This window comes from Cryobacterium sp. M91 (assembly GCF_002929615.1).
Classification (GTDB): domain Bacteria; phylum Actinomycetota; class Actinomycetes; order Actinomycetales; family Microbacteriaceae; genus Cryobacterium; species Cryobacterium levicorallinum.
In genome coordinates, this window is sequence record NZ_PJJT01000090.1 from 173730 (window position 1) to 186676 (window position 12947).

Sequence of the window (12947 nt, forward strand, 5' to 3'; positions counted from 1 at the left end):
GGTCGCCCGGCGGTTTTGGGCGGCAAGCGAGGTGGTACCGCGGCGATTTCTACAGAATCGTTCGTCCTCGTGGAGCAGGGCCCCAGTGACCCGTCCCGGTAGGAGAAGCATTTTGTACCCCAAGAGCCGCAACACGACCCCCCACGGCACGCCCGCCGAGGCCATCGTTCCGTCACCGAACTTTCCCGCGCTCGAGAGCGAGGTGCTGGAATTCTGGAAGAACGACGACACCTTCCAAGCCTCGATCGACGCACGCGCCGGCGCCGAAGAGTGGACCTTTTATGACGGCCCGCCGTTCGCCAACGGGCTGCCGCACTACGGGCACCTGCTCACCGGATACGCCAAAGACCTGTTCCCCCGGTTTCAGACCATGCGCGGCAAGCAAGTGCACCGCCGCTTCGGCTGGGACACCCACGGCCTGCCGGCTGAGCTCGAGGCTGAACGTAAGCTCGGCATTACCGACAAGAGCCAGATCGAAGAGATGGGCCTCGCTGCCTTCAACGCCGTCGCCCGCGAGTCGGTGCTCGAATACACCAAGGACTGGGAAGAGTACGTCACCCGGCAGGCCCGCTGGGTCGACTTCGAGAACGACTACAAGACCCTCGACATCACCTTCATGGAATCGGTGATCTGGGCCTTCAAGCAGCTGCACACCAAGGGCCTCGCCTACGAGGGTTACCGGGTGCTGCCCTACTGCTGGCGAGACGAGACCCCGCTCTCCAACCACGAGCTGCGTATGGACGACGACGTCTACAAGATGCGCCAGGACCAGACCGTCACGGTCACGTTCCCGCTGATCGGCACGAAGGCCGAAGCCCTCGGCCTGACCGCGGTGCGTGCCCTGGCCTGGACCACCACCCCGTGGACCCTGCCGTCCAACATGGCCCTCGCCGTCGGCCCCGACATCACCTATGCCATCGTTCCGGCCGGCCCGAACGGCACGCCGGACGCCGAGGTGCTGCGGGAGGCCGCCGATGCCACGGCAGAAGTACTCGGCGCCGAATACCTGATCGCCATCGACCTGGTCGGCAACTATGCCAAGGACCTGGGCTATGAGTCGGCGGCGGACGCCGTCGCATCCGTTTCGCGCACTGTTACCGGGACCGAGCTCGCCGGTGTCGGCTATGACCGCCTGTTCGACTACTACGCCGACACCGCAGTCTGGGGCAGCGAGCAGGCCTGGCGTTTCGTCGTCGCCGACTACGTCACCACGAGCGACGGTACCGGCATCGTGCATCAGGCTCCCGCCTACGGCGAGGAGGACCAGAAGGTCTGCGAGGCCGCCGGAATCCCGGTCATTCTCTCCCTCGACGACGGGGGAAAGTTTCTCAGCGACATTTCCGAGGTGGCCGGCCAGCTCTGGAGCGACGCCAACAAGCCGCTCACCGCGCTGCTCAAGGCCAACGGCCGGCTGTTGCGCCAGGCCAGCTACGAGCACTCTTACCCGCACTGCTGGCGCTGCCGCAACCCGCTCATCTATAAGGCCGTGTCGAGCTGGTTCGTGCGCGTCACCGACTTTCGCCCGCGCATGGTCGAGCTCAACCAAGAGGTGAACTGGGTTCCGGAGAACGTCAAAGACGGCCAGTTCGGCAAGTGGATCGGCAACGCCCGCGACTGGTCGATCAGCCGCAACCGCTACTGGGGTTCCCCGATTCCGGTCTGGAAAAGCGACAACCCCGATTACCCCAGAACGGATGTCTACGGCTCGCTTGACGAGTTGGAAGCCGATTTCGGGGTGCGCCCGAGCGACCTGCACCGCCCGTACATCGACGAACTCACCCGACCGAACCCCGACGATCCCACCGGCCAGTCCACCATGCGCCGCATCACGGACGTGCTCGACGTCTGGTTCGACTCGGGCTCCATGCCGTTCGCCCAGGTGCACTACCCGTTCGAGAACCGGGAATGGTTTGAAGCGCACAACCCGGCCGACTTCATCGTGGAGTACATCGGGCAGACCCGCGGCTGGTTCTACCTGCTGCACGTGCTCTCCACCGCCCTGTTCGACCGGCCGGCGTTCAAGAACGTGGTCAGTCACGGCATCGTGCTCGGCAACGATGGCCAGAAGATGAGCAAGTCGCTGCGCAACTACCCCGACGTCAACGAGGTCTTCGACCGCGATGGCGCCGACGCCATGCGCTGGTTCCTGATGAGCTCACCGGTGCTGCGCGGCGGCAACCTCGTCGTCACCGAGGAGGGAATTCGTGAGGGTGCCCGCCAGGTCATGCTGCCGCTGTGGAGCACCTGGTACTTCTTCTCCCTCTATGCCAACGCGTCTGCGTCCACTGACACCGCCGGTGCCGCCGGCTACGACGCCACCTGGCGTACCGACTCGACCGACGTGCTCGACCGCTACCTGCTCGCCAAGACCCGCGATCTCATCGTCGGCGTCACGAGCGACCTCGAAGCCCTCGACAGCACGGTCGCCGCCGCCCGCCTGCGCGACTTCGCCGACGTGCTCACCAACTGGTACGTACGCCGGTCCCGCGACCGGTTCTGGGGCGGCGCCGCTGCCGGTGCCACCTCGCACGAAGCCTTCGACACCCTTTACACCGTGCTGGAAACCGTCTGCCGGGTCACGGCTCCGCTGCTGCCGCTCGTCACCGAACGCATCTGGCAGGGCCTGACCGGCGGCCGCAGCGTGCACCTCGAAGACTGGCCCGATGCCGCCCTGTTCCCTGCCGACGAAGAACTCGTCACCGCGATGGACCAGGTGCGCCTGATCAGTAGCACCGTGCTGTCGCTGCGCAAACAGGCCGGCCTGCGCGTGCGTCTGCCGCTAACCAACCTCACCGTCGTCACCGGAAACACGTCCGCTCTCGCTGCGTTCGTCGGCATCCTCCGCGACGAACTCAACGTGAAAACGGTCACCCTGATCGAGCTCGAAGATGACAGTGCCGCCGCGTACGGCGTCACCAGCAAACTCGTCGTCAACGCCCGCGCCGCCGGTCCCCGCCTCGGCAAGCAGGTGCAGCAGGTGATCAAGGCCGCTCGCGCCGGCGACTGGAGTGAGACCGACGGCATCGTGACGGCCGGCGGCATCGCCCTCGAGCCGAGGGAATTCGAACTGACCCTCGAAGCGAACAACGAGGCGGGTGACGGCAGCACCGCGCTGGCGTTATTGCCCGGCGGCGGGTTCGCCCTGCTCGCCACCAGCACCACGCCCGAACTCGAGGCCGAGGGCTTTGCCCGCGACCTCATTCGCGCCGTGCAGGACACCCGCAAATCGGCCGGTTTTCAGGTGAGCGACCGCATCCGTCTCGATCTGCTGTTTCAGAATGAAGCGGATGCCGAGTCCTTCGACCTGGCCCTCGGGGTGAACATCGCGGACGAAACCCTCGCCACGACGTTCAGCACCCATCGCCCGTCGCAGGGCGAATTCTCCGCCGACCTGCCGTCCGAGTGGCTCGAAGCGCGCGTCGGCGCGCCGGTCGAACACTACGTGCGCTTTGAAGCCGACCACTATGTCAATTTGGGCGCCGTCATTGTTGCCGTCGCACGCGTGAATGGAGCCATCCTTGTCTGACACCGACGCCCCTGCTGAGGGCACGCCCGACGACGACACTGCCGGCTGGAAGAACATCACCGGTCGCGGTGATGATGAGGAGCCGATGAACCAGCCGGCTCCGCTCGATTCTTTTCGTGAAGCCGGCGACGCCGTCTTCGCCGACCTGCTGCTGCGGGTGGGCGAGGCCCAGCCGCAGCCGCGTCTCGCACCGACGCGTCGGGCGCTGGAATTCCTCGGCGACCCGCAGACGTCGTATCCGATCATTCACATCGCCGGCACTAACGGCAAGACCAGCACGAGTCGTATGGTCGAGAGCATCGTGCGCGCCTACGGTCTGCGCACCGGCCTGCTGACCAGTCCGCACCTGGTCCGGCTGAACGAGCGCATCGTCATCGATGGCGAACCGATCAGCGACCAGATCCTCGCCGCGAACTGGACCGACATCCAGCCTTACCTGCAGCTGGTCGACGGCGAGCTTGAAGCCGCCGGCGAAGCGCCGCTGACCTTCTTCGAGGCGCTGACCGTGCTGGCCTTCGCCTGCTTCGCTGACGCGCCGGTGGATGTCGCCGTGATCGAGGTCGGCATGGGCGGCGAGTGGGATTCCACCAACGTCGCCGACGGCCAGGTCGCCGTCTTCACCCCGATCGCCCTCGATCACACGCTGCGCCTGGGCAATACCGTCGCCGAGATTGCCCGCACCAAGAGCGGAATCATCAAGCCGGCGGCATCCGTGGTCTCGGCGGCGCAGAGCGCTGAGGTGCAGGCCGAACTTAATCGCGCAGCGCAACTGACCGAGTCAACGCTGGCCCTCGAGAATGAGGGCTTCGAACTGCTCTCGAGCACCGTCGCCGTCGGCGGGCAGGTCATCTCGGTGCGCGGCCTGGCCGGCACCTACAGCGAACTGTTCCTGCCGCTCTACGGCACCCACCAGGCGCAGAATGCCACCGTGGCCATTGCCGCCGTCGAATCGTTTCTCGGCGCCGGCAGCCAGGCCCTCGCCAGCGATCTCCTCGCCGAGGGCCTCGCGACGGCGACGTCTCCCGGCCGCTTGCAGCTTGTCGGAATCGAACCGACCGTGCTCGTGGACGCCGCGCACAACCCGCACGGTGCCACAGCCCTCGCAACAGCCCTCGAGGCGTACTTCGACTTCGACGAAATCGCCGTGGTCGTGGGAATTCTGGCCGAGAAAGACGCGCAGGGAATCATCGCTGCGCTCGCGCCGCAGGTCGACCGCTTCTACGTGACCGAGCCGCACTCGGAGCGGGCTGTGCGCATGGACGACCTCGCCGACAACATTGCCGAGTGGACCAGCGACCAGATCACCTTCCGCTTCGATGACCTGGCCGGTGCCCTGGAGAGCGCCCGTGAATGGGCCGCCGAGGCGCCCAAGCGTGCTGTGCTCGTCACCGGATCGATCGTGCTAGTCGGCGACGCGATCACCCTCGCCGCCGCCGGTGAGTGGATGGAGAAGTGAGCGGTCCGCGCTCGGTCAAGCGGTCGCTCGCGACGATTCTGCTCGGTTTCGAGACCATCGTCGTCTTTCTGGGCGGCGTCGTCACCCTGGGGCTGGTGTCCGTGGCGACCGAGCCCGGCCCGGTCGCACCGCTCGGCGTGATCATCGGCGGCGTGCTGCTCTGTGCGGCCATGGTCGCCCTGATCCCACTGCTCCGCTACCGCTGGTCGTACCCGATCGGCTGGGCGCTGCAGGCGATCATTATCGCCACCGGGTTCGTCACCCCGGCCATGTTTTTTGTCGGCGCCCTGTTTGCCGCCATGTGGACCTACTGCATGGTCACCGGCTCCCGAATAGATCACACGCATCCAGATCAACACAAGGAGATTGAATGAACACCCCGATTGAAGAAACCCTCGTTTTGGTCAAGCCCGACGGCGTTGCCCGCAACCTGACCGGCGAAATTTTGCGGCGCATCGAGGCCAAGGGGTACTCCCTGGTCGACGTGAAGCTCGTCGAACCCGACCGCTCACTGCTCGCCGCGCACTACGCCGAGCACGCGGGCAAGCCCTTCTACGAGCCCCTCGTCGAATTCATGGAGAGCGGCCCCATCGTCGCGTTCCGCGTTGCCGGCAATCGGGTCATCGAAGGCTTTCGCGCCCTGGCCGGAACCACAGACCCCACGACCGCCGCTCCGGGCACCATCCGTGGTGACCTTGGCCGCGACTGGGGTTCCAAGGTGCAGCAGAACCTCGTGCACGGCTCCGATTCGCCCGAATCCGCCGCGCGTGAACTCGCGCTCTGGTTCGACTAGGCACCATCTAAAAGGACCCCGTCTCGAGAAGACGGGGGCCTTTTCTGGTTATCGTTACAGGCGGTTCAGCACGTCCATATTGACCTGGGCAACGATGAAGAACACGATGTAGCAGACGATCGTGATGACGAACATCCACGAATAAGCCCCAGCAGCCGCGCGGCGAACGGATGCCCCACCCGGCAGATTGCCGACCTTGAAGTTGTACAGCGTCACGGCTAAAAAGACCGGAATGGTCACCGCCCAGGTGGCCATGCACCAGGGGCACAACACATCGAGCACGAAGATGCTCTGCCCGATCAGCCAGATCACAAACACGATCGCACCGAGCACACCGACGTTGAAGCCGACCCAGAACCAGCGCGCAAACCGGGCGCCGGCCAGAATGGCCATGCCGATCGTGATCACGACGCTCCAGGCGGCGAGCCCGATCAGCGGGTTCGGAAAACCGAAAACGGCGCCCTGTGGCGAGGACAGATTCGTCGCGCAGCCAATCAACACACTGAAGCTGCAGCTGAGCTGCGCATTGGGATCCTCCAGCAGGTGGATCTTGTCCAGCGTGAGGGCGAATGCGGCGGCAAACGCGATGATTCCGGCGATGATCAGGAAAAAGGCCAGCCCCGTTGGACGGTGATAACGCTCTGTCTGCGGCACTCTTGTGATTATGCCACCCGCACGGCGTGGCTTAGTGCGATTGCATGCGATAATCGTTGGTAGTCGTTGAGCCGCGCTCAAGCAGACGCCACAGTGCTTAACGAGTACAGAGCTTAATGGGCAAAAGTCGCCCAGTAGAAGGGTCCCACGACCCGCAGTATTAGCAGCCAGAGCACAGGTCCCCGAATTTACACCGGGGGTCAAAGCCGGGTGCAGCAGTAAAAGATTCGCGGGGATTTCACGCAGGTGGAGACCTCGCACGAGAGAGTAACCGGTGGATGGCGCGGTCATTCACAGCGGTCAAGGAGCGCACCAGCGATGGTGGAAGACAACGAAAACAAAAAACGCAAGAGCCTGTTCGGCACTCGCAAGTCAACCCGGAAGACGCCGGTCACTGTGCCGACCGTTGCGCCAGCAGCCGAAGCGTCCGCCATCGAAGCGCCCGCAATGCCGCCGGAGCCTCCGATTAACAAGGTGACCATCGCCGAGTACAACAACGTCACCGGAGCGCAGCAGATGACCGACTCCACGCCAGAGCGCGCCAAGACGACGGACGACCAGAAGGACGGTCAGGCCCAGGCCCAGGTTCGCCCGTCGTTCTCCCTGTTGTTTCAGGCGCCGGAGATTCTGCCGTTGCCGGCGCGCACCGGCATCCGCTCGTCGCAGCAGCAATCGCAGCAGGGACTGCACGAGCTGGATGACGACGAGGAAGAAGAGTCCACGACGGTTCGTCGTCGGGCCCGTCGTCGCACCGGCGACGAGAACCGTTCGGGTACCGACGACCCCGCCAACACCGTGGTCAAGGTGCGCGCCCCGCGCGAACCCGAACTCATCACCGAACCCCAGCGCATCAAGGGCTCGACCCGGCTCGAAGCGAAGAAGCAGCGTCGTCGCGACGGCCGCGATGCCGGACGTCGTCGCCCGGTGATCACGGAGGCCGAGTTCCTCGCCCGTCGTGAGTCCGTCGACCGCCTCATGGTCGTGCGCGCCAAGCACAACAAGATCCAGATTGGCGTGCTCGAGGACGGCGTGCTGGTCGAGCACTACGTCGCCAAGAACCAGGACGCCTCGCTCATCGGCAACGTTTACCTCGGCCGGGTGCAGAACGTGCTCCCCAGCATGGAAGCCGCCTTCGTCGACATCGGACGCGGCCGCAACGCCGTGCTCTACTCCGGTGAAGTCGACTGGGACGCCGCCGCCGAGAACTCCGGCACCAGCAACCAGGCCCGCCGCATCGAGCTCGCGCTCAAGCCCGGCGACAAGGTGCTCGTGCAGGTCACCAAAGACCCGATCGGCCACAAGGGTGCCCGCCTCACCAGCCAAGTTTCGCTACCCGGCCGCTACCTGGTCTACGTGCCCAACGGGTCGATGAACGGCATCAGCCGTAAGCTTCCCGACACCGAGCGGGCCCGCCTGAAGAAGATCCTCAAGGAGGTTCTGCCCGACAACGTCGGCGTCATCGTGCGCACCGCCGCCGAGGGCGCCACCGACGAGCAGCTCACCGTCGACGTCAACCGGCTGCGCCTGCAGTGGGCGAACATCGCAGAGCAGGTCGAGTCGGCGCAGGCGCCCGCCGAGCTGCACAGCGAGCCCGACCTGTTGGTCAAGATCGTGCGTGACGTCTTCAACGAAGATTTCCAGCGGATGGTCGTGGCCGGCCCCGACGTGCGCTCGACGATTGAGAACTACCTCAGTCAAGTCGCCCCCGACCTGCTCGAGCGCGTGGAAACCCACGAGGGCGAGGTCGACGCCTTCGACGAGTACCGCATCTCGGAGCAGATCGAAAAGGCCCTCGACCGCAAGGTCTGGCTGCCGTCCGGTGGATCCCTCGTGATCGACCGCACCGAAGCCATGACCGTCGTTGACGTCAACACCGGCAAGTTCGTCGGCAGCGGCGGCAACCTCGAAGAGACCGTCACCAAGAACAACCTCGAAGCGGCCGAAGAGATTGTGCGCCAGCTGCGCCTGCGCGACATCGGCGGCATCATCGTCGTCGACTTCATCGACATGGTGCTCGAAAGCAACCGCGACCTCGTGTCGCGTCGCTTGATCGAATGCCTCAGCCGGGATCGCACCAAGCACCAGGTGGCCGAGGTCACCTCGCTCGGACTCGTGCAGATGACCCGCAAGAAGCTGGGCCTCGGGCTGCTCGAATCGTTCAGCGAGAACTGTGAGGCCTGCGCTGGCCGCGGCATCATCGTGCACCACGACCCGGTCATCAAGCACCGCCAGACGGCGCAGCCGCCGCAGGAACGACGCCCGCGCACCAAGAGCGGAAGCAACGGGGGCACGAGCAACGGTGACAACGCGCACAACTCCGGCCAGCGTGACGGCTCCAACCGCGACCAGCACGCGGGTTCCAACTCGTCGTCCGACGCTCCCAAGAGCGGGGCGGGCACGCACGGCATAACCGAAGACGCCAAGCATGCCCTCGCATTGATCGCCGCCCGCACCATCACCCGCACCGGTTCCATCGCCATCGTGACCGCACCGGATGCTCCGGCACCTGCGGTCTCGCAGGCCGGTACCGCGCAGGCCGGTACCGCGCAGGCCGGAGTCCAACCGGAAGCAGCGGATCAGTCGACAGCCGAGCCAGTCAGCACGGAACCGGGCGACCCGACGACGGGCACCGAGCGTTCGCGTGGTCGCCAGTCGCGCTCGCGCGGCCAGGGTGGGCGCGGCCAGCAGTCGCGATCCGAACAGGCCCGCGCCCGCCAGGCGGAGCAGGCCAGCACCGCTCAGGCCAGCACCGCTCAGGCCAGCACTGCACCGGCGAACACCGTGCCGGCCGAGCCAGCGGCATCCGCTGCCCCGGCCGCTGAGACAGCACCCGCGGCAACAGTCGAGCCGGCAGTCGAGTCGGTCGCCACGGAAGCAGCACCCCGCACCCGTGGCGGTCGCAGCAACCTGGCAGCCGGTGCGCCGGCCGTGCAGTCACCCGCGCCCGAGCAGTCGGAATCCGTCGAAATTCTTGACATCCCGGTTCAGAAGTCCACCCGCAATACGCGGCGCCCCAGCAAGCAGGTCACCGACCAGCTGTTGGACTCCGTGCTCGATTCCCTGCCAGAACCGAAACTGCCCGGTCAGGGACGCGCGCGCAGCCGTCGCGTCACAACCGCTGGTGGTGCCGCCGGCCAGGCCATTCTGACCGCGACCGGAACGGTTCCGGTCGCGTCCGCCGCCTCTGCCACCAGCCAGCCGCCGCACGGCGAGTAGGCGCGAGCAGCGAGTTGGGCGACGACGTAATCGGCGGGCGGCTTCCGCTCCTGCGGCGATGGCCTCTCGGCCTCACCGCAGGGGTGTTGGTGGTGCTCGCCGTTTTCGTCGTGCGGGCCCTGTCGCCGGCTTTCGTCGACGAGCAGCTCACCGACTGGCAGCTGCCCGACCGGGTACAGGACACCCTCACTCTCGCCATTAGCGTCATCATCGAGTCGGTGCCCTTCGTTTTTCTGGGCATTCTGCTGTCCGCGGTCGTGCAGGTCTGGCTGCCGCACGGCGTGCTGGCCCGGCACCTGCCGCGCAATCCGATTTTGCGGCGGGCATCCATTTCTCTCCTCGGCATGTTCTTTCCGGTCTGCGAGTGCGGCAACGTTCCGCTCGCGCGCGGATTCATGGTGGGAGGCTTCACTGTCTCCGAATCGATCACATTTCTGCTCGCCGCGCCTATTTTGAATCCGATCACCATCATCACCACGCACCAGGCCTTCGGCTGGGACGGCCACATCCTGGTCGCCCGGCTGCTCGGCGGGTTTCTGATCGCTAACGTCGTCGGCTGGCTGTTCAGCAAGCACCCAGACCCCCAAAGCCTGCTGACGACGAGGTTCGCTGCCGCCTGCGCGGTTGGTTCGACCAGCGGCCACGGCGGTGCAGGCCACGATCATGAGCACGGCCGTGAGAGCCGGTTCAGCCGCACCACCGAGATTTTCATTCGCGAGACTTCGGTCATCATGCCGGCCCTGTTCATCGGATCGGCCGTGGCCGCCCTCACCCAGGTGTTCGTGCCGCGCTCGGTGCTGCTGGCCCTCGGCAGCAACCCGGTCTGGTCCGTGCTGGCCATGATGGCCCTGGCCTTCATCGTGGCGGTCTGTTCCAACGTCGATGCCTTCTTCGTACTGTCCTTTGGTAGCACTTTTCTTCCCGGCGGTATCGTGGCGTTCCTCGTGTTCGGCGCCCTGATCGACGTCAAGATGCTCGCCCTTATGCGCACGACTTTCACGAGTCGCACGCTCCTGCACATCACAGTGGTGGTGGGGTTGATGAGCGCGGCGCTCGGATTGCTGGTGAACTATGTTGCGTAGGAACGGTTCGGCGCTCCGCTACTGGGCTGAGCGCTGGCAGGGAGTTTTGCTCAGCCTCGTCGTCGTCGTGGCGACCCTGTGGCTCGGCCTGAGCGGTCAGCTCGGGCTGTATATCCACCCGCGCTACTTCGTCTTCACGATCGCCATGGCGGTCGTCGGGCTCGTGCTGGTGAGCGCCGGTTTCGCGCGCCGCCGCCACTTCGCGGTGGAACGTACCGGCTGGGTGGAAACGACCCTGACCGGTGTGGGGGTCGTGCTGCTGCTCGTCATGGGTGTCGCCATTGTCGTGTTGCCGCCGACCACACTGACGAGCGCGACTGCTACCCAGCGCGAGGTAAACTCCGGCGGACTCGGCACCGACGAGGATGCCGAGCAGGCGGCTGCACTCATCGGCACGGGTGATTTCGAGAAGCTGAGCGTACGGGAATGGGTCTCCCTGCTCGCGCAATCCTCCGACCCAGCCTTTTACTCCGATAAGACCGCGCAGGTCACCGGGTTTGTGACCCCCGATGCCGGCGACCCGGAGAACGTGTTCTACGTCGCCCGGTTCGTCGTGACGTGCTGCGCCGTCGACGCCCAGCCAATTGGCGTCCCGGTCTATCTGCCCGGCTGGCAGGCCGAGTACGAGGTCGATGACTGGGTGCAGGTCACCGGTCGGTTCGAGGTGAGCGCGAGCGCAGCGGCGAGCGACCCGCTCGCGATTACCCCGGTCGAAATTCTTCCCGTCGATCAGCCGAATGATCCCTATGTCTATTGAGCAGGCTACGCAGCAGCAGCCAGCACTGCGTCCGTTTCGTCGCGCACTCTGGCTGCTCGTTGGCGGTCTGGTCGTGGCCTGTTTCGCCCTTGTCGCCGTGAACCTGATTAGTGGTCCCCGGCTCACCTCCGTCGACGTCGACACGACCGCTGTGGTTTCCGCCGCCAACCAGCGCCTGGTTATCGCGACCAATCGTCAGCTCGTCGAGGTCACGCCGGACCAGGTGGATATCGCGCCCGCCACGGACTTCCAGGTGACGACGAGCGGTAACTCCGTCGTGATCTCCTTTCCCCAGCCGCTCGCCTACAACACCGACTACGCCGTCTCCGTGCGGGGTGTTACCGGGGCAGCCGTTGACCGCCAGTCGTCCTTCAGTACGGAGTTCAGCACCTCCGAACCGTCGTTGTACTACCTCAGCCGGGCCGCCCCTTCGGTCGGTGCCGACGCGCGGGCCCTCGACCGGATCCTTCGCACCACGGTCGGTTCGACTGAAACAAGCGTTGCCTTTGCCGCCGCGAATATTCAGGAGTTCGTGCCGATGGGCACGGAGCTGGCCGTCGTTACGGTCAACGACGACCTGGCCAACGCGCTCTACCGGGTCGACGCCGACGGCAGCGCCGAGGTGCTCAACCTGCCCGGAGTTGGCATCGTGCACGCCTTGCAGGCCGCTCCCGGCCAGTCCCTGGTCGGCTTTCGATTCACCAGCGCAGCGAATGCCGCGGGCCCCCGCTACGACAATGTGCTGTTCATCCTCGACCTGCGCACCAACGCGTCCACTCCGGTGGCCGATCTGAACGGTGACCCACTCAGCGTCACTACTTGGGGATTCATGGCGAATCGTGCCGATATCGTCGCGCAGCAATACGACTCGACCATGCTGCTGATCAACCCGATCGACCAGTCCGGCGGCAACCCGCTCGAGAACGAACCAGAGCTCGACCCGCCGGTACCGCTCGGCCAATTTGCCAACCTCACCGCCTTTGCCCCCGACGGGGTGCGCATCGCCGTCTCCGACCGCGATGGCCAATACGTGCTCGATCTCTCGCGGGGCACTGAGTCGGCGATTGTGCCGCAGAGCGTGGAAGGCACCACGCGGTACACGGCCGAGCTCAAGTTTCTGGCCGGGGGAGACGGGGATACGGAGACCGACCGGTACGTGCAGAGGGTGGCCGAGTTTGATCCGGCGACCGGTGCCGTGCGGCAGTACCTGTCCCTCGTTGCGGGGGGTGAGGCGCGCACGGTCTACGCGCCGGCATCCGCTTTGGAAACCATCATCGGCTTCGAGATCTCACCCAACGACCAGTACTTGGCGGTGCAGGTGGTGCCCAATCGAGACAGCGAACTCTCCGACGGCTACCCGGAGAATGCCCAGGCGACGGATGCGACGACCCTGTTTGTGAACGTGGCGACCGGTGAGCTGCGCCGCAGCGTGCTCGGTTTCGACGCCACCTGGCGGTAGTTGC

General features: G+C 65.6%; 9 protein-coding genes. 8 read left to right on the forward strand and 1 reads right to left on the reverse strand.

The window, feature by feature from the left end; all coding sequences use genetic code 11:
- The first annotated feature begins 109 nt into the window (after nt 1-109).
- The 4 genes from ileS (at nt 110) to ndk (ending at nt 5775) form a co-directional block, all read left to right on the forward strand.
- Complete coding sequence (gene ileS, locus CXY80_RS16460; RefSeq protein ID WP_369828718.1) at nt 110-3526, forward strand: isoleucine--tRNA ligase; 3417 nt, start codon at nt 110-112, stop codon at nt 3524-3526.
- An 85-nt stretch (nt 3527-3611) separates the two neighbouring features.
- Nucleotides 3612-4982, forward strand: a complete 1371-nt coding sequence (locus tag CXY80_RS16465) for a folylpolyglutamate synthase/dihydrofolate synthase family protein (RefSeq protein ID WP_104133200.1) — start codon at nt 3612-3614, stop codon at nt 4980-4982.
- On the forward strand, nt 4979-5356 hold the full coding sequence (locus CXY80_RS16470; protein ID WP_158251688.1) for a DUF4233 domain-containing protein: 378 nt from the start codon (nt 4979-4981) through the stop codon (nt 5354-5356). The genes CXY80_RS16465 and CXY80_RS16470 overlap by 4 nt, the downstream gene beginning before the upstream one ends.
- Complete coding sequence (ndk, locus tag CXY80_RS16475; protein ID WP_092450801.1) at nt 5353-5775, forward strand: nucleoside-diphosphate kinase; 423 nt, start codon at nt 5353-5355, stop codon at nt 5773-5775. Before CXY80_RS16470 ends, ndk begins: the two co-directional genes overlap by 4 nt.
- 54 nt (nt 5776-5829) lie before the next feature.
- Here the strand turns inward: ndk and CXY80_RS16480 are convergent, their stop codons facing one another.
- On the reverse strand, nt 5830-6429 hold the full coding sequence (locus tag CXY80_RS16480) for a vitamin K epoxide reductase family protein (protein ID WP_233195431.1): 600 nt from the start codon (nt 6427-6429) through the stop codon (nt 5830-5832).
- Between the two features lie 318 nt (nt 6430-6747).
- Between CXY80_RS16480 and CXY80_RS16485 the strand changes: the two genes are divergently transcribed.
- The 4 genes from CXY80_RS16485 to CXY80_RS16500 are packed head-to-tail and all read left to right on the forward strand — an operon-like array spanning nt 6748 to nt 12943.
- Nucleotides 6748-9645 (forward strand): Rne/Rng family ribonuclease, encoded by a 2898-nt coding sequence (locus tag CXY80_RS16485; protein ID WP_104133115.1) that lies wholly within the window; start codon nt 6748-6750, stop codon nt 9643-9645.
- 14 nt (nt 9646-9659) lie between these two features.
- Entirely contained in the window at nt 9660-10727 is a 1068-nt protein-coding gene (locus CXY80_RS16490) for a permease (RefSeq protein WP_092450794.1), read from the forward strand.
- Nucleotides 10717-11484, forward strand: coding sequence for a TIGR03943 family protein (locus tag CXY80_RS16495; RefSeq protein WP_092450792.1), 768 nt, complete (start codon nt 10717-10719; stop codon nt 11482-11484). Before CXY80_RS16490 ends, CXY80_RS16495 begins: the two co-directional genes overlap by 11 nt.
- On the forward strand, nt 11474-12943 hold the full coding sequence (locus CXY80_RS16500) for a hypothetical protein (RefSeq protein ID WP_104133116.1): 1470 nt from the start codon (nt 11474-11476) through the stop codon (nt 12941-12943). The genes CXY80_RS16495 and CXY80_RS16500 overlap by 11 nt, the downstream gene beginning before the upstream one ends.
- Nucleotides 12944-12947 lie beyond the last annotated feature (4 nt).